This window comes from Inquilinus sp. 2KB_23 (assembly GCF_052115705.1).
Taxonomy (GTDB): domain Bacteria; phylum Pseudomonadota; class Alphaproteobacteria; order DSM-16000; family Inquilinaceae; genus Inquilinus; species Inquilinus ginsengisoli_A.
The window spans coordinates 22,072-38,910 of sequence record NZ_JBFRHF010000024.1 but is presented as its reverse complement, the minus strand read 5'-3'; the positions used below and the strand labels follow the sequence as shown (position 1 = coordinate 38,910).

Annotated in this window: 18 protein-coding genes, 1 tRNA gene and 1 pseudogene; 13 read left to right on the top strand and 7 right to left on the bottom strand. The window is 65.1% G+C overall.

Features of this window, described 5'->3' with window-relative positions; genetic code table 11:
- Positions 1 to 2 precede the first annotated feature (2 nt).
- From AB4112_RS26360 to AB4112_RS26325, 8 genes are all read left to right on the top strand, one after another.
- Positions 3 to 932: a type II secretion system F family protein gene (locus tag AB4112_RS26360; RefSeq protein WP_309802183.1), complete on the top strand. Its 930-nt coding sequence runs from the start codon at positions 3 to 5 to the stop codon at positions 930 to 932.
- Positions 933 to 947: 15 nt separating this feature from the next.
- Positions 948 to 1,709 carry a tetratricopeptide repeat protein gene (locus AB4112_RS26355; protein ID WP_309802182.1) on the top strand — a complete coding sequence of 254 codons (762 nt, stop codon included), beginning with the start codon at positions 948 to 950 and terminating at the stop codon, positions 1,707 to 1,709.
- The gene (locus tag AB4112_RS26350) at positions 1,706 to 2,056 is read left to right on the top strand and encodes a hypothetical protein (protein ID WP_309802181.1); all 351 of its coding nucleotides are present in this window, start codon (positions 1,706 to 1,708) and stop codon (positions 2,054 to 2,056) included. Before AB4112_RS26355 ends, AB4112_RS26350 begins: the two co-directional genes overlap by 4 nt.
- Positions 2,053 to 3,906 (top strand): pilus assembly protein TadG-related protein, encoded by a 1,854-nt coding sequence (locus AB4112_RS26345; RefSeq protein WP_309802180.1) that lies wholly within the window; start codon positions 2,053 to 2,055, stop codon positions 3,904 to 3,906. Before AB4112_RS26350 ends, AB4112_RS26345 begins: the two co-directional genes overlap by 4 nt.
- Positions 3,907 to 3,976: 70 nt before the next feature.
- A complete protein-coding gene (locus tag AB4112_RS26340; protein WP_309802179.1) occupies positions 3,977 to 4,150 on the top strand; it encodes a Flp family type IVb pilin in 174 nt (57 codons plus the stop codon).
- Between the two features lie 26 nt (positions 4,151 to 4,176).
- Entirely contained in the window at positions 4,177 to 4,683 is a 507-nt protein-coding gene (locus AB4112_RS26335) for a TadE family protein (protein WP_309802224.1), read from the top strand.
- A complete protein-coding gene (locus AB4112_RS26330) occupies positions 4,683 to 5,165 on the top strand; it encodes an A24 family peptidase (protein ID WP_309802178.1) in 483 nt (160 codons plus the stop codon). Before AB4112_RS26335 ends, AB4112_RS26330 begins: the two co-directional genes overlap by 1 nt.
- Positions 5,166 to 5,273: 108 nt before the next feature.
- Positions 5,274 to 6,296 carry an NADP-dependent oxidoreductase gene (locus tag AB4112_RS26325; protein WP_309802176.1) on the top strand — a complete coding sequence of 341 codons (1,023 nt, stop codon included), beginning with the start codon at positions 5,274 to 5,276 and terminating at the stop codon, positions 6,294 to 6,296.
- Between the two features lie 7 nt (positions 6,297 to 6,303).
- On the opposite strand, the gene AB4112_RS26320 is transcribed toward AB4112_RS26325, so the two are convergent.
- Together AB4112_RS26320 and AB4112_RS26315 are read right to left on the bottom strand one after the other, a co-directional pair.
- Positions 6,304 to 6,492: a hypothetical protein gene (locus AB4112_RS26320; protein ID WP_309802175.1), complete on the bottom strand. Its 189-nt coding sequence runs from the start codon at positions 6,490 to 6,492 to the stop codon at positions 6,304 to 6,306.
- Positions 6,492 to 6,680 carry a hypothetical protein gene (locus AB4112_RS26315; RefSeq protein ID WP_309802174.1) on the bottom strand — a complete coding sequence of 63 codons (189 nt, stop codon included), beginning with the start codon at positions 6,678 to 6,680 and terminating at the stop codon, positions 6,492 to 6,494. Before AB4112_RS26315 ends, AB4112_RS26320 begins: the two co-directional genes overlap by 1 nt.
- 330 nt (positions 6,681 to 7,010) lie before the next feature.
- Between AB4112_RS26315 and AB4112_RS26310 the strand changes: the two genes are divergently transcribed.
- The 4 genes from AB4112_RS26310 to AB4112_RS26295 all read left to right on the top strand — a co-directional run bounded on the left by AB4112_RS26310 (position 7,011) and on the right by AB4112_RS26295 (position 12,061).
- Positions 7,011 to 8,399, top strand: a complete 1,389-nt coding sequence (locus AB4112_RS26310; RefSeq protein WP_309802173.1) for an MATE family efflux transporter — start codon at positions 7,011 to 7,013, stop codon at positions 8,397 to 8,399.
- Between the two features lie 181 nt (positions 8,400 to 8,580).
- Positions 8,581 to 11,352, top strand: coding sequence for a DNA gyrase subunit A (gyrA, locus tag AB4112_RS26305; protein ID WP_309802172.1), 2,772 nt, complete (start codon positions 8,581 to 8,583; stop codon positions 11,350 to 11,352).
- 14 nt (positions 11,353 to 11,366) lie between these two features.
- Complete coding sequence (gene coaD / locus AB4112_RS26300; protein WP_309802171.1) at positions 11,367 to 11,882, top strand: pantetheine-phosphate adenylyltransferase; 516 nt, start codon at positions 11,367 to 11,369, stop codon at positions 11,880 to 11,882.
- Between the two features lie 103 nt (positions 11,883 to 11,985).
- Positions 11,986 to 12,061, top strand: a tRNA-Lys gene (locus AB4112_RS26295).
- A 134-nt stretch (positions 12,062 to 12,195) separates the two neighbouring features.
- Here the strand turns inward: AB4112_RS26295 and AB4112_RS26290 are convergent.
- From AB4112_RS26290 to AB4112_RS26270, 5 genes and pseudogenes are all read right to left on the bottom strand, one after another.
- A pseudogene (locus AB4112_RS26290) lies at positions 12,196 to 12,756 on the bottom strand (tyrosine-type recombinase/integrase); the annotation flags it as partial.
- 419 nt (positions 12,757 to 13,175) lie between these two features.
- Positions 13,176 to 13,427 carry a hypothetical protein gene (locus tag AB4112_RS26285; protein WP_309802169.1) on the bottom strand — a complete coding sequence of 84 codons (252 nt, stop codon included), beginning with the start codon at positions 13,425 to 13,427 and terminating at the stop codon, positions 13,176 to 13,178.
- A gap of 192 nt (positions 13,428 to 13,619) precedes the next feature.
- Positions 13,620 to 13,826, bottom strand: a complete 207-nt coding sequence (locus AB4112_RS26280) for a helix-turn-helix transcriptional regulator (RefSeq protein ID WP_309802223.1) — start codon at positions 13,824 to 13,826, stop codon at positions 13,620 to 13,622.
- A gap of 408 nt (positions 13,827 to 14,234) precedes the next feature.
- Positions 14,235 to 14,789 (bottom strand): carboxymuconolactone decarboxylase family protein, encoded by a 555-nt coding sequence (locus AB4112_RS26275; RefSeq protein WP_309802167.1) that lies wholly within the window; start codon positions 14,787 to 14,789, stop codon positions 14,235 to 14,237.
- Positions 14,790 to 15,000: 211 nt separating this feature from the next.
- A complete protein-coding gene (locus AB4112_RS26270; RefSeq protein WP_309802165.1) occupies positions 15,001 to 15,903 on the bottom strand; it encodes a LysR family transcriptional regulator in 903 nt (300 codons plus the stop codon).
- Positions 15,904 to 16,385: 482 nt separating this feature from the next.
- Between AB4112_RS26270 and AB4112_RS26265 the strand changes: the two genes are divergently transcribed.
- Positions 16,386 to 16,754 carry a response regulator gene (locus tag AB4112_RS26265; RefSeq protein ID WP_309802163.1) on the top strand — a complete coding sequence of 123 codons (369 nt, stop codon included), beginning with the start codon at positions 16,386 to 16,388 and terminating at the stop codon, positions 16,752 to 16,754.
- Positions 16,755 to 16,839 lie beyond the last annotated feature (85 nt).

Genomic DNA, 16,839 nt, shown 5'->3' with positions numbered 1-16,839 from the left:
TCATGCCGCTGCCGCCCTTCGAATTCGTGGTCTTCGTTTTTATCGCGGCGTCCAGCGTCATCTTCATTGGCCTGGGGTTGCGCGGCATTCGGCACGAGACACGGCTCAACCGGCGCCTGACCGGCCTGGGCGAACGTGCGCGCGACAACGGTACAGGAGGCGTGAGTACAGGAGGTGTATCGCTCGGCTGGCTTCGCCCGTTCGAACGCATCTTTGTCGCTGGCAGCAAGGATCGTGAAGAGATCGCGCGGTATCTGCGGGCGGCCGGCTACTATGATCCCCAGGCGGTCCTGATCTTCGCTGCTCTCCGCTTGGCGGCGGTGATCGCTGTCGCGGCCGGAACTGGCCTCGTGCTGTGGTTGACCGGCCGATGGGCAGGGCTGGCGCGGTTCTATCCGCTGGTGGGGGGGGCCGTCGTCTATCTGCTGGCCAAGTTCGTTTTGCAATGGCGCGCTTCGGTACGCCAGCGACGGGTGGGCGCGGAACTGCCTTTTCTACTCGATCTCCTGCTCTTGATGCTCGAAAGCGGCATCAGCCTCGACCAGTGTTTTCGGTCCATGGCTCAATCCTTGGACGAGGCGGCACCGATATCGAGACAGGCTGTTGCGGTGATGGTCGAAGATATCCAACGCGGCATGCCCTACGATCAGGCGCTGGATCGGTGGGCGGAGCGGCTGGGTGTCGCCGGGATCCGTGAACTCGCTGCTATGTTCAAGCAGACGCTGACGCACGGAACGGAATTGGGCGCCGCTCTACGAGAGTTTGTGAAGGAATTTTCTGAAAAGCGGGTTTCGAGGGCACGCGAAAGCATTGGCCGGAAAACAGCCAAGATGACTGTCGTGATGATTGTTTTTTTGATGCCCGCTTTGTTCATCGTGCTTTGCGGGCCAGCCGTGGTGTCGCTGATGGCCAATCTGACAAGGACGGGATGAGCCATGCCAATCCGCATGCGTTTTTTCGCCCTGATCCTTTTGCCCTGGCTGTCTGCCTGCTCCGGCCTGTTCGGCGGCGACGGGGCGCCGCGGCACGATCCGTCCCCGGCCGATCAGATGCCGCAGGCGGCAGCGCTTGATGCCGACAATTCCCGCGATCTCTATCTCGGCATCGTCGACAAACTGCGCCAGGGCGGCAAGTCGCGGGCTGCACTCGCCTACCTCGACGACTACGACAACCGACATCCAGGCGACGTCCGGTCCCAGACCCTGCGCGCCGATTCTTTCCTCGACATCCAGGACTATGCCCGGGCCGAGGCGATCTACCGGCAACTGGTGGACGGCGACCAAGCGGCGGCGGCCTATGACGGTCTCGGCCGCGTCGCTGCGGGGCGTGGCGATTGGGCCAAGGCCCGGGCGCAGTTCCACGAGGCGGTCCGGCGCGAGCCGATCAACGTCAAGTACCTGAACGATCTCGGCTTCGCCGAAATGCGCATCGCCTCTTATGACGAGGCGCTGTTCACCTTGCGCCAGGCCACCGAACTGGCGCCCGACAACGCCATGGTCCGCAACAACCTGATCCTGTGCCTCGATGTCGCCGGCCAGGGCGATGCGGCAAAGGCCATGCTCGGCCGGATCGCCACCGTCCAGGAGCGCCGGGCGGTGGAGCAGATGGTGAAGACCGCCCGCAGCCAGATGCGGGGGCCGGCCACCGCCGGCACCGCTGCCACGACCCCACCCCGGCGTTTGGCCCAAGCTTCGGAGACCCAGCCATGATGCGCATCTGCCTGCCGCTGCTGTGTACCGCTCTTCTGGCTCTGTCGCCCGCTGCTGCCGCGGCGCAGCAGGTGCTGGTGCCGGCGCGCCCGCTTCTGACGCCCCAGACATCAGCGGCCGAGTGGCCGGGCAACAGCCGGGCGGCAGAGGTTATCCGGCAGCAGGAGCAACGGCGCCCGCGGACGGCCGGGCAGGGCGGTCTCGACGGCCTCGAGGCGGGCGCCATCTACCAGAATTACATTCGGCAGATCGGCAAGTCACCGGCCAACGGCCCCAACGGCTCGGGCTTTGGCGAGCCCAGCCAGTTCGGCAGCGGCAATTCTTCGGGTTACGGGCAATCACGATGAAACCTCGCCGCAACCGGGCGGGTCTGTCCCACGAAAGGGGCGCTCTCTCGGTTTATACCGCGCTGATCATGACGCTTCTGTTGGGCACGGCGGCGATGGCGACCGATGTCGGCCTCTGGTACTCCAAGAGACGGGACCTGCAATCGGCCACGGATGCGGCGGCTCTCGCTGCCGCCTATAAGCCATCGCAGGCTCAGGTGATTGCTGCGGATCTTCTGTCGCGCAATGGGTTCGGCGCAGACACGCCGCCGACCGTCTCGACAGGCACCTATTGCGACAACGCCAGTCTGGCGCCGGATGCGCGCTATTTCACGGGTGTCGTCACGTGCCCCAACGCCGGCTATGTCGCGACGGCCCCGAATGCCGTCCGGATCTCGACCCAGACAGAAGCACCGCTTGGCCTTTCCCGCGCCCTTCTGCCCGATGGCGGGCCGTACCGGACGAGCGTTTCTGCCACGGCCGCACGGATCGACGAGGCCGCTTTCCAGGCGGGGACGGGCCTCGTCAACCTCAATGGTGGTATTGCCAATGCGCTGCTCGGCAGTCTGCTCGGCACCACTATCAACCTTTCGGCCGTGCAATATGACGGGCTGGTCAACACGGACATCGATGCACTGAGCTTCCTCGATGCCCTGGCGACCCATGTCAATCTCTCGGCGCTCACCTACGACCAGGTGTTGCAGAGCCGGGCGCAGATCGGCGACGTTCTGGACGCGACGATCGACGTGCTGGATCGACAGCCCAACCTCACGGCCATTGCGGCACAGGCGCTCGGCGGGCTGCTCTCGCTGAAAGCGGCGATCGTCGGAAATCCGGATATCCATCTGGGCAACCTGCTCGATCTCGGCGTCTGGAAGAACCAGCCGGTCGGCGGCACGACATCGCCGACGGCTTTGCAGGCGGACTTGAATCTATTCCAGCTCGTCAGCTTTGCGGCCCAACTCGCCAACGGACGCAACGCGGTCGCCATACCGCAGCTGGGTCTGAATCTGGGGCCGGTGGCCAGCATCTCCCTCGTCGCGACAGCGATCGAACCGCCGCAGAAACCCTTCTTCAGCTTCGGGCCGGTCGGCGTCCAGGTGCACACGGCGCAGATACGGATCCAATTGCTGCTCAAGCTGCTCGACACGGGACTTCTGGGCAATGGCGTCCGGCTTCCGCTCTATATCGAGGTCGCCCCCGGCGAGGCGACATTGGCCCGGATCGATTGTGGCTTGGAGCCTGCGAAGGACGCGACCGTGACGGTGAATGCCATCCCCGGGGTGGCTGCCATTTATATCGGCGAGGTCAACAGCAATGCGATGACGAACTTCTCGCAGGCACCGACCGTCTCCGACGCCAATATCATCGATCTGAGCGTGCTGGGGCTCCTGCAACTCGTTTCGCTGACCGGAAAGGCCAAGATTCAAATCCCTTCCCAAGGGCAGCCCGCCGCTCAGCCGCTGACCTTCTATCAGCCGCTCTCCGGAGAGGTCACCAAGCATGAGCCCCCGACGAACGAGGGCATCATCGGTCCGACCTCGGGTGAAGGGCAACGGGCTCGCGCGGTCAGCACAGGGTTGCTCGGCGGCCTCGGGCAGAGCCTCTACAACGGGCTCGATCTGCATGCCAAACTCTTGCTGAACCTCATCGTGATCGACCTCAAGCAGGGGAATTGCGGCGGGCTTCTCGGTCTCGTCTGCTGGGGCAACGGACAGCAGCGGACCAGTCTTCTCGGCATTCTCGCGAGCGTGCTCGGCGCGCTGGACCCATTGGTTGACGGGGTACTCAAGGCTCTCGGCCTCCAATTGGGGACGATGGATGTCTGGGTCACCGGTGTTCGCTGCGGGGTGCCAGTGCTCGTGCAGTAACAGGATACCGCCGGCGGTTCCGGGACGTCGGCGGGGATATTTCAACCCCGGCATGGTCTAGGAGGAATAAATGTTGCGGACGTTGGTTACGAAGACTCTGAAGCGTATCGGTCGCGACGATGCGGGCATCACGGCGGTGGAATATGCGGTTCTCGGCGGTCTCATTGCCGCGGCACTCGTTGTCGTGTTCGCCGCCTTTGAACCGGCACTGAAGACGGCGTTCACCAATATCCTGGCTCCCTGATCGAGGTGCAGGAGATGGCAGTGGCGATGCGTCCGGAATGCGATGCTTTGGCTGAGGTCGTGGCCGGACGCGACACGCCACGCGTCCCGGAATCGAATGCACCGGCGGGCGGCCGATCGCCCGCCGGTGCATCCGGCGACGGCGGGATGGTGGCGGTGGAATTCGCGCTGTTGGCGCCGCTTTTTCTCATCGTCTCGCTCGGCGTCATCGTCTATGGGCTTTATTTCGGCGCCTGGCTGGCGATCAACCAAGCGGCGGCGGAGGCGGCTCGGGCCTCTATCGCCGGCATGTCCTTCACCGAAAGAAGCACGCTGGCCCGGACAACGGCACAGACGATCATCGACGGCTACGCGACCTTGCTGGACATCAGCAAGGTCACGATCACCCCGGCGCAGGGGCCGGCGGCAAATCTGTTCCAGGTGAGCGTGACCTATGATCTGTCGAGCCACGACTTCTCGGTCATCGGCGGCCTGATTCCCGTGCCGACCCAAACTCCGACGGTAACCGCTATCGTCTCCAACGGTGGCTATTGATGGCAGGACTTGACTTCATCGCGCTGGGCCTTCTGGTCCTGCTCTTGCTGCCGGTCGTCGTGATCGACCTGCGAGAGAGCAGGATTCCGAATCTCTGCAACCTGGCGCTGGGTGTTGTCGGCTTGGCACAGGCGTTGGTTCGGAGTCCGACGCTCCAGACACTGGGTTTCACAGTGGGAGCCGGCGTGGTCACCTTCCTGCTCCTGGCCGGCACCGCCTGGCTGATGCAGAAGATCGACCGCCACGCCCGGATCGGCTGGGGCGACCTCAAATTCCTGACCGCTGCCAGCCTGTGGGTCGGGGTCCAGGGCAGCCTGATCGTGCTGGTCCTGGCCAGCGTGGCGGCGCTGGCCGCGACCCTGGCGCTGGCGCCGTGGCGCGGCGTGAAGTGGCGCGAGATGCGGCCGTTCGGCCCGGCCCTGGCGTTCGGCCTCCTGGTCGTCACCGTCACCGTCTTCATCCGCGGCGCGCCTGGGGTGTAGACCGTAGCTGGTGTTCAACGGGTTCAGCTGGTTGTTTCCGTGGAAAGCCCTTCAGTCGGCGCGTGAATGGTGCTTAGCTCCGCGCAACCGTTGTTGAGGGATGCTGAGATGAGCACCGATGTGAATCGCCGGATCCTGTTGGCCGCGCGGCCGGTGGGAGAGCCGCAGGAGGCCGATTTCCGGCTGGTGGAGGAGGCGGTGCCGACGGCCGGCCCCGGCCATCTGCTGCTGCGCACGCTGTGGCTGTCGCTCGACCCCTATATGCGCGGCCGGATGAGCGACGCGAAATCCTACGCCACCCCGGTGGAGATCGGCCAGGTCATGGTCGGCGGCGCGGTCAGCCGCGTGCTGGCCTCGAACCATCCCGGCTTCGCCGTGGGCGACATCGTCGAGGGCCGCACCGGCTGGCAGGATTATGCGGTGTCGGATGGCACCGGCCTGCGCAAGGTCGACCCGTCGCTGGCCCCGATCTCGACCGCGGTCGGCGTGCTCGGCATGCCCGGGATGACCGCCTATACGGGCCTGCTCACCATCGGCCAGCCCAAGCCGGGCGAGACCGTGGTGGTCTCGGCTGCCTCCGGCGCGGTCGGATCCGTAGTCGGCCAGATCGCCCGGATCAAGGGCGCCCGGGTGGTCGGCATCGCCGGCGGCGACCGCAAATGCGCCTATCTGACCGGGGAGCTGGGCTTCGACGCCGCCGTCGACCACCAGGCGTCGGACTTCGCCGCACGCCTGGCCGCGGCCGTGCCCGACGGCATCGACGTCTATTTCGAGAATGTCGGCGGCGCCGTGTTCGAGGCGGTGCGGCCGCTGTTCAACCCCTTCGCCCGCATCCCGGTCTGCGGGCTGATCGCCCAGTACAACGCCACCGGCCTGCCGCCGGGGCCCAACCTGGTGCCGTCGCTGATGCGCGAGGTGCTTTCGAAGCGCCTGACCCTGCGCGGCTTCATCGTCAGCGACTTCGCCGACCAGCAGGCCGCCTTCCTGCGCGACGTCTCCGGCTGGATCCGCGATGGGCAACTGCGCTACCGCGAGGATGTCGCCGAGGGGCTGGAGACCGCGCCGAAGACCTTCCTGCGCCTGTTCCGCGGCGAGAATTTCGGCAAGCTCCTGGTCAGGGTGGCGGAGTAGGGCGGGCTCAACGCAGGGGCGGCAGGCCGAGGTCGCGAAGGGCGTCGTCGCTCAGCGCCTCCAGCCGCAGCCGCGCGGGCCGTCCGGTCGCCCGCCGCTTGGGAAGGCCCGGGCCGCCCGCCAGCCGGCGCCACAGCCGTTCCAGAAGTCCGGCGGGGCGGGGGCGCAGCGGTGCGCGCAGAGTAACCGTGGTCATCACGCTCTCCTTGAAGCTGTCAGTGTCGGGCATGAGGCCGCCGGAACCATCTTCCGCACCGACACGATATCGATGTCGGCATCCCGTCCGGCGATGGCCGAAACCGGGCCATCGGTCAGCGCCGTCACCGTCTCGACGGCACGGCCGAGCTTGGCCCGGAAAATCACCACTTCGGTGAGGAATGCCATCGGCTTGTCTCCGGTGCGAACCCTCGGGGGCGGGGCTTCGATGCTGGTAGATTACGCGCCCTCTCCTGACAGCCTGGTGTCAGGAGACTTGCCGCGGCGTCCCGCTTTTTCCTGGCCTCGCAGCTATGGCCCGATCCCTCTCGCTGTGGTCTCGACAGGGAAGATGGGGCCGAACGCTGACGTACGTCATTCGATAAATCTGGAGAGTATCTGTACGTTTTTGTTCAGTCCGGCCGGTGCCGCCGCATGGCAGGCACGGCATTCGCAATGGCTGAATTCCGCCCGCCGCTGCTGCTAGGGTGCCGGCCCTGGGGAGGAAGGGGTCCGGCGATGTACCAAGTTCCGATTCGACCGGGCGAGAGCTGGCTGCGCGCCCGGGTCCGGCGTCATGTCCTCGAACTGCTGCGCCTGGCGTTGCCGGTGATCGTCGCCCGCGCCGGGCTGCTGTTCATGGCCCTGGTCGACACCATCTTCGTCGGCCGCTACGGCAGCGACGACCTGGCCCATCTCTCCATCGCCAACGCCGCGATCGGCCTGATGATGGCCACCGGCACCGGGCTGGTGTTGGGCACTCTGGTGATGACCGCCAACGCGCTCGGCCGCAACCGGCCGGAGGAGTGCGGCGCCGTCTGGCACCGCTCCCTGATCTATGGCGGCGCCTTCAGCCTGGTGATGGCGGTGGCATGCCATTTCATGGAGCCGGTGCTGATCCTGACCGGGCAGACGCCGGAGCTGTCGAAGGCGGGCGCCGAGATCGCCGTCATCCTCGGCTGGGGCGTACCGGCGGCGGCGGTCTACACCGTCACCGCCTTCTTCCTCGAGGGGCTGAAGCGGCCGCTGCCCGGCATGGTGGCGATGATCGCCGCCAATGTGCTGAACGCCCTGGTCAATTGGCTGCTGGTGTTCGGCAATCTCGGCTTTCCCGCGCTGGGCGCGGACGGCGCCGCCTGGGCCAGCACGGCGTCGCGCATCTTCCTGGCCCTCTGCCTGGTGGGCTACGTCTGGATCATGCCCGGTCATGCGGGCTTCGGCGTGCGGCACTGGCAGGGCTGGCGTTGGCGCGAATGGGCGCAGCAGCGCCGGCTCGGCTATGGCGGCGGCGCCAGCATCTTCCTCGAGGCGGGGGCCTTCACCGCGCTGACCTTCTTCGCCGGGCTGCTCGGCACCCTGCCGCTGGCCGCCTATTCGATCGGCCTCAACCTGATCTCGCTGATCTTCATGGTGGCGCTCGGCCTCGGCGCCGCCACCGCGGTGCGGGTCGGCGTCGCCCATGGACGGCGCGACCTCAAGGACATGGTGCTGGCCGGCTGGGTCGGGCTCGGTGTCAACTCGGTCGCCATGGCGCTGTTCGGGGCGGTGCTGTGGTTCGGGGCGAGGCCGATCGCCGAAGCCTACACCAACGACCCGGCGCTGATCCCGCTGCTGGTGCCGGTGATCCTGGTCGCGACCTTTATCCTGGTGGTCGATGGCGGCCAGGTGGTGGTGGCCAACGCCCTGCGCGGCCGCGGCGACGTGCTGACGCCGACGCTGCTGCACACCGTCTCCTACATCGTGGTGATGACGCCGCTGGGCTGGCTGCTCGGCGTCCATCTCGGCCGCGGCGCCCATGGGCTGTTCGAGGCGATCCTGATCGCCAGCGTGGTCTCGGTCTCGCTGCTGGCCTCGCGCTTCCACCTCCTGGCCCGGCGGGACGCGCGGGCGGTGGCCGCGGCGGGGTAGGGGCCTCGCTTCTGCTTGGGAATCCTGAGGATTCCCAAGCCGCTGGGGAGCCCTCCCGCGACCCCGGTCCGCCGCCTCGTTCCGGGTGGCGATCTGATTGTTCGCATCTGCGGAAACGTGCTAGCTTCGCCGCGCCCGGCAGGCTGCCCGGGCGCGTCCTTTCGCCAGTCCGGACAGTGCTTTGACCGATCGTCCTGTTACGCCGCCCCACTTCGACATCACCCCGGTGACGATCGAGGAGGAGATGAAACGCTCCTACCTCGACTACGCGATGAGCGTGATCGTCTCCCGTGCCTTGCCGGATGTCCGCGACGGCTTGAAGCCCGTCCATCGCCGCATCCTGTTCGCGATGAAGGAGGGCGGCTACGATTCGACCAAGCCGTTCAAGAAGTCGGCCCGCGTGGTCGGCGACGTCATGGGTAAGTATCACCCGCATGGCGACTCGTCGATCTACGAAGCCATGGTCCGCATGGCGCAGGATTTCTCGATGCGGCTGCCCCTGATCCAGGGGCAGGGCAATTTCGGGTCGATGGACGGCGATCCGGCGGCGGCGATGCGCTACACCGAGGCGCGCCTGGCCAAGGCCGCCGAGGCGATGCTGGACGACATCGACAAGGAAACCGTCGATTTCCAGCCGAACTACGACGAGACCCAGTCCGAACCGACGGTGCTGCCGTCGCGCTTCCCGAACCTGCTGGTCAACGGCGCCGGCGGCATCGCCGTCGGCATGGCCACCAACATCCCGCCGCACAATCTGGGCGAGGTGATCGACGCCTGCCTGGCGGTGATCGCCGATGCCGGCCTGAGTTCCGAGGACCTGAACCTGATCGTCCAGGGCCCGGACTTCCCGACCGGCGCCAGCATCCTGGGCCGGTCCGGCATCCGCTCGGCCTTCACCACCGGCCGCGGCAGCGTGGTGATGCGGGCGAAGTCCTCGATCGAGGAGATCCGCAAGGACCGTGAAGGGATCATCTTCACCGAGATCCCGTTCCAGGTGAACAAGTCGCGGCTGATGGAGCGCATCGCCGAGGTCGTCAACGACAAGATCGTCGAGGGCATCTCCGAACTGCGCGACGAAAGCGATCGCGATGGCGTGCGCATCGTGGTCGAGCTGAAGCGCGACGCCAATGCCGATGTCGTGCTGAACCAGCTGTACCGCTACACGCCGCTGCAGACCTCGTTCGGCGTCAACATGCTGGCGCTGAACGGCGGCCGGCCGGAACTGCTGAACCTCAGGCAGATCATCGATGCCTTCATCGCCTTCCGTGAGGAGGTGATCACCCGGCGCACCCGCTTCCTGCTGACCCGCGCCCGCGACCGCGCCCATGTCCTGGTCGGTCTTGCCACCGCCGTGGTCAACATCGACCGGGTGATCGAGCTGATCCGCCGCGCCGCCGACCCGCAGGCCGCGCGCGAGGAGCTGATGGCCACGGCGTGGCCGGCCGGCGAGATCGCGCCGCTGATCGCGCTGGTCGACGAACCCGGCCGCCCGCTGGCCGAGGACGGCACCTACCGGCTGTCCGAGCTGCAGGCCCGTGCCATCCTCGACCTGCGCCTGCACCGCCTGACCGGGCTGGAGCGCGACAAGATCGGCGACGACCTGCGCGCCATCGTCGCCGAGATCCAGGAATACCTCGCCATCCTGGCCAGCCGCGAGAAGCTGCTGCAGATCCTGCGCGACGAGCTGGCCGAGATCAAAGAGCAGTTCGCCACGCCGCGGAAGACCGAGATCCTCGATCTCGAATTCGAGGCCGACATCGAGGACCTGATCCAGCGCGAGGACATGGTCGTCACCGTCTCGAACGGCGGCTACATCAAGCGCGTGCCGCTGTCGACCTACCGGGCGCAGCGCCGCGGCGGCAAGGGCCGTTCCGGCATGGCGACGAAGGAGGAGGATTTCGTCTCCGACCTGTTCGTCGCCAACACCCACACGCCGATGCTGTTCTTCTCCAGCCGCGGCATCGTCTACAAGATGAAGGTCTACCGCCTGCCGATCGGCACGCCGCAGGCGCGCGGCAAGGCGCTGGTCAACATGCTGCCGCTGGAGCAGGGCGAGACCATCTCGACGGTCATGCCGTTGCCGGAGGACGAGAGCACCTGGGACCAGTTGTACGTCATGTTCGCGACCGCCAGCGGCGGCGTGCGCCGCAACAGCCTGGCCGACTTCACCAGCATCAATCGCAACGGCAAGATCGCGATGAAGCTGGACGAGGGCGACAGCCTGATCGGCGTCAAGGTCTGCAGCGACGACCAGGATGTGCTGCTGGCCACCCATGTCGGCATGTGCATCCGCTTCCCGGTCACCGACGTCCGCGTCTTCAAGGGCCGCGATTCGACCGGGGTGCGCGGCATCCGCCTGGGCGATGACGACCGCGTCATCTCGATCTCGATCCTGCACCATCTCAACGCCACGCCGGACGAGCGCGCGAACTACCTGCGCATGGCCAATGCCGCGCGCCGCGCCGAAGGCGAAGAGACCGACGGCGAGGACAGCCAGGCGGTGGAGGAGCACGACCTCGATCCCGCACGCTTCGCCGCTCTGGAAGGGGTGGAGGAGTTCATCCTGACCGTCAGCGAGCAAGGCTTCGGCAAGCTCAGCTCGGCCTATGGCTACCGCATCACCGGCCGCGGCGGCAAAGGCATCTGGACCATGGCGATGGGCGAGAAGAACACCGCCGTGACCGCCTGCTTCCCGATCTCGCAGAACCAGGAGATCATCCTGGTGACCGATGGCGGCCAGCTGATCCGCTGCCCGGTCGCCGATGTCCGGATCGCGGCGCGCAAGACCATGGGCGTGCGGCTGTTCAACGTGGCCGACGGCGAACATGTCGTCTCGGTCGCTGCGGTGCCGGAAGAGAACGACGAGGACGGAGTCGAAACCGACGCGACCGGGGAAGACGGCGCCGCGGGGGATGAACAGGGTGACGCCGCGTCGGGCGGCGACGGCGCATAAGGAAAGACGGACCTATGGCCAAGTCTCGCACCGGGGTCTATCCCGGCACGTTCGACCCGATCACCAAGGGCCATATGGACATCATCCAGCGGGCGACCAGGATCGTCGATCACCTGGTCGTAGCCGTCGCCCGCAACGACGGCAAAGGCCCGTTGTTCTCGACCGACGAGCGGGTCGAGCTGGTGCGGGCCGACGTGGCGCCGCTGGTGGCGCAGGGCATCTCGATCGAGGTCCGCTCCTTCGACGTCCTGCTGATGCACTTCGCCGCCTCGGTCGGGGCCACCACGGTGGTCCGCGGCCTGCGCGCCGTGTCGGATTTCGAGTACGAATTCCAGATGGCCGGGATGAACGCCAAGATCAATCCGGTGATCGAGACGGTGTTCCTGATGGCGTCGGACCGCTACCAGTTCATCTCCTCGCGCTTCGTCAAGGAGATCGGGCGGCTGGGCGGTGACATCGCCCCCTTCGTCAGCCCGCTGGTGGCCAAGCGCCTGAACGAGCAGTTCTCGCGCGGGCTGCCGAAGGAGTAGGGCGGAATTCATGCCGACCAAGGCCTTGCCGGGTGTTGACCGTCGGGCGGGGCCTCCCTAATGTGCGCCGCGCCTGCCCGGGACCAGCCCGGGCGGGCCGTGTGAGCCGGTAGCTCAGTCGGTAGAGCAGAGGCCTTTTAAGCCCCTGGTCGTGGGTTCGAGTCCCACCCGGCTCACCATTCCCCATGCTAAGCAGTTGACTTAAAGGAGGGTTTGTAGATTTGGCTGGTAAGGTTTGTAACTCCTTGCCCGCCAGATGCTCGGTCATCTTGCTCACGGCGGCCTTCGCGAGGAGCTTCTGCCGGGCTGCGGCCACGTAGCGCTCGACCTCCTTGATCGACTTATGTCCGGTGATCGACATGATCTCCATCGTGCTGCATCCGGCTTCGGCGAGCCGGCGCGCGGCCGCCTTCCGGAGGCCGTGTAGGACGCAGCGATCCGGCACGCCGGAGGCGCCGATCTTGTCGGCCATCCAGTTGCCGAACCCGTTCGACGTGAACGGCTGTCCGTACTGCGTCGTGAGAATCACTGTGTGGCAGCGCGGTGTGGACCGAAGCGCTTCGCGGAGATGGGGATGGACCGGGATGACGATGCTCTCGTCCTTGGCCTCCTGGTCCGTCTTCTTCTGTGCAAGGGTTATCGTGCCGGCCGTTTCGTTGTAGTCGCTCCAGCGCATCTTCACGATGTCGCTCTTGCGTTGGCCAGTGTAGAGCGCGAGGGCGAAGGCGGTCCGCTCCATCGTCCCGACCGGCCACCGCCGTTCGTAGGCCGCCAGCTCCTCCTCGGTCCAGGTGTGGAAGGTGCCGGACGGGAAGAACGCGATCTCCCGCGTCGGATCGTCCGTCCGCCACTTCAATCGGATCGCTAACTTCATCAGAGCGCGGAGACGCTTCAGCAGATTGTTCGCGGCGGCCGGCGTTTCGGATTTCCCCGAGATGATCTTCTCGGCGTCTTCGTAGCGCATTTGCGCCACGAGCCGGTGGCCGTGCTCTTTGACGAAAGCGTCGATGATCCCGCGAACGGCGCGCCGGGTGTCGGGCTTCTGCATCTTGAACGCGGTCGTGTTGTAGTATTCGAATGCCAGCCGGTCGAACGTGCCCGGCTTACCCCGCATATTTTTGCCTGGCTCCTTGGGGGCTAAGTGCTTGGCCGCCTCGTAGTAGGCGGCGATGTACTCCGGCGAGCCGGGCCTCCCCGGCAGCGGAACTGCGACGCCGCCGGGCGGCCGGAAGTAGTGCCGCTCTTTGCCGTGCCGGTCCTTAAACCGGTTGATGTAGCGCAACCGCACAGTGGTCATCGGAAGTCGGCCCAGGTGTCCTCTTCATCGCCGCCGCCTTCATGCGGCAGGGCTTTGAACGCGTCGCGCAGTTCGTCGACATCCCAGACGAGCCTGCCGTCAATCCTGCGCGGGCGCGGCATGCGCTTGTCGACGACCATCTCCTTGAACTTCGATGCGCTGATGCCGACCGCGGCCGCCGCCTCCGGACCCGGCAACCCGAATACCAGGGGCAACCTTGCTGCTATCTCAACGCGACGTTCACTCATGCGGTCCTCGCGACGGTCCGCGGCGGTCAGCGACCGTCACAACATCATCTCGACAGCGATTCATCACCTCCGGCATCGCTCTACCCGTGCCAATGAGTCCTCGGCAACAGAGCTGCGCCCGGGAGGCGGGCGAATCAATCCACCGAGACCGTCCGGGGCGGGAAGGGCGGGCCCTCGGCGGCAGAAGCGCCTCTAGGCGCTGGAGCTCGACTTCTTCAACCGCACCCCGGATCCGCCGCCATTCTCCGGGATGAACTCGATCCCAGCTGCCTCCAGTGCAGCTCGGATAGCGGCCTTGTTATTGGGAAACGGCGTACGTGCACCCCGCTCGAAGTCCACGATCGTCTGGCGAGCAACGCGTGCTTCTTCAGCGAGTTTGGTCTGGCTCCATCCAAGCATGGCGCGAGCGCCCCGGCATTGCTCAACAGATATCTCGTTGCTGGGCACCATAACACGTCTTTTTGATTGATGTTAGGCATTATGATCAGTTAAGATCGTCGATACTGTAGCATCACTGACCGCAGAGCGGCCGGACGAGGTGGTGGCACACCTCGTCCGGCCTGACCCCGCCGCCAAGGCGAGCTCCCGAAAAGCGGACCCGAGGGCAGGAGGCGGGTCGATCCCCTCTTCATACGTTTAGGGACCTCGCGAACTTCTTCGATCCGGAGGCGCCGCCCGGCGAAATGGGTACCCTGATATAGTCCGGCCAGGATCATCAATTGCGCAATGTCCATTGCCCGGCTAGGAACGAATAGGTGTCGAGGAGGTGGGCCGGACGGGCCACTTTGCATCCGGCCCATCTGCCATTCAGGCCACCGCCTTCTTGGTCTGGAGCGGTGGGAAGACAGAGTCGATGTCGGTCTTGAAGGTGTTGTTGAAAATGTTGGTGATGAAGCTGAACGCGGTCTCGGCGACGATATCGACGATCTGCGCGTCGGTGAAACCGGCGGCGCGCACAGCCTGCACATCGGCGTCCTCGATGTGACCGCGGTTTTTGGCGACCTTGTAGGCGAACTGCAGCGCGGCGTCCGCTTGCGGGTCCGTCGAGTGGCCCTCGCGGTTGAGCTCCATGTCTTCTGCGGTTAAGCCCTGCAGCTTGCCACCGAGGAAGGTGTGGGCCGACAGGCAGTAATTGCAACCGTTGACTTCGGCCGTCATCACGTGGATGCGTTCGCGGGTCTTGTGGCCGAGGCTCTTGCCCAGGGCGGCGTGCATGTCGGCGATCGCCTTCAAGGCGTCCGGCGACTGCGAGATCATCGCGAAGAAGTTGGGGACCAGGCCGAGGACCTTCACATAGTTCTGGAGGATCGGCTGGGACTTGGCGGGAGCTTCTTCGATGGTAGGGACGGCGATGCGGGTCATGGTCTTTCTCCTTAGAACCGGGCCACAACGGCTTCGGTGAGGAGGAAGATGCGGGGTTTTGCGAGGAATAATAATGCGCTGTTATTGAGAGTGTTACTTCCGTGGTGTGGAAGAAGCGAGCTCGTTGGTGGTGGAAGCACCGAGGTGCCGGAGCAAACTGCCTAACGGTTGAGAAGCCGTCCCAGGGCGAGGCGTCGCGAAATAGTCCGGTTCAGATCGCCGGACCGTCGCCCAGCGTCGACAGGGCGGCCCGCAATTGGCTGGCGGCGAAATCCAGAAAGACCCGCATTTTTTGGGGCAGCAAACCGCGTGCGGCATGCACGAGATGAACGGGGATCGGCTCAACGTCGAAATCCTGCAGGACATGGACAAGCGTTCCCGCGCGGAGAGCATCGGCGCAGTGATAGCGATAGACTCTAGTCAGACCCGTGCGGCGGAGCGCTGCTTGAACTGCGGCTTCTGCCGTCGTCACCGACAGCCGGGGGATGATGTTGACGCCGAACTCGCGCTCGCTGGCCGGATCTCGGAAAGACCAGCTCGTGGTGGCCGGCCCGGCGAAAATCACGCAGGGGAACTTCTCCAGCTCCCTCGGGTGCTTCGGCACGCCATGAACTGCAAGCAGCTCTGGCGAGGCACATACCAGGGTGTCCATGGAGCCAACGCGGGTCGCGATCATAGTGCTGTCCGGCAGCGCGCCAAGGCGAACCGCCATGTCGACGTGCTCGTCGTACAGATGAAGATTTTGATCCGACAGAAGAAGCCGGACATTGATTTCGGGGTAGGCGGCGAGAAAGTCAGTGACTATCGGGAGAATATACATCTGGCCGAACAGCACGGGCGCTGTCAGCACAAGCTCACCCCGCGGCGTAGTGTACTCACCGGATGCCGTCCTTTCAACTTCCTCAATTTCCTCCATGATCCGTTTGACGCCCTCGACGTAGTTCTGGCCTGCGTCGGTTAGCGTGAGCTTTCGGGTCGAACGCTGCAGCAGCTTCGTCCCGAGATGGGCTTCGAGCTGACTCACCTTTCGGCTGATTGTCGGCAGCGGCATGTTCAGTGCTTTCGCAGCGGCCGTCAGGCTCCCCTTTTCGACCGTAAGCAGCACGATCGACATCGCTTCTAATCGGTCCACCGCTTCTTCCGCTCTATGGAAGCTATCCCACTAACGGCCCCACATTATTCGTCTGCACGGAACATCACAACCTCCGCAACACGGCTTCGTCGGACCCGGGCACGGGCTGTCTGACGCTTCTTCATGTCTTGACAGTTAGATTGCTGAAATCAGCACATTATTTCGTAGAAAAAATTGAGGACACCGTTTCGCACAAGCCAATTAGGCTCAATTTGAAAGCGATAGATCAATCGCGCAGATCTGACCGGCATGGGGCCAGTGCGATCAGCTCCGCTTCCTGAGGGGCGAACATGACGGCGGGTTTCGGGCCGCCCGCCGTTCGGTTAGCCGACCGGAACCGGCGGAAAGCGGAAGTGCGACATTTGGATCACAGGCGCGTGCTCTCGCTGCTCGACCGCACGCTCTGGCGGCACGATGGCTTGCCCAGCGCGTTGTTACTCGGGCCACTCAGGAGGGGCTCCCGGATGACAACGACATTGATTGCAGAGGATGAACCTACAATCCTGGTGTTAGCGGAAGGTTTTGTCGCCGCGCTCGGACACTCAACCTTGACCGCACACAATGGCGTCGAGGCTCTTGCGCTTATCGAGAGCGAAGCGTCGATCGATCTTCTTTTCACTGATATCAATTTCGGAATGGAGCCGGACGGATTTGTTCTCGCCAAAACGGCTCGCGAACGGCGACCGGAGTTGAAGGTCCTGTACACCTCCGGGCAGGCAATGACAGATGGAATGCAGGCGTTGATGGTTGAGGGCGCCGTGTTCCTTCCCAAACCATACACTCCGGAGGACCTTATGGCCTCCGTCACCTCCTTGTTGCCGCAGCCGAACTAGGGCCATTGGTTCGATTGGTCGTCGTATCGCACCGTTTCTCCCGGCAATCACTGTGATCGCCGGCCGCCTTGTGGCGGCTTAGGGT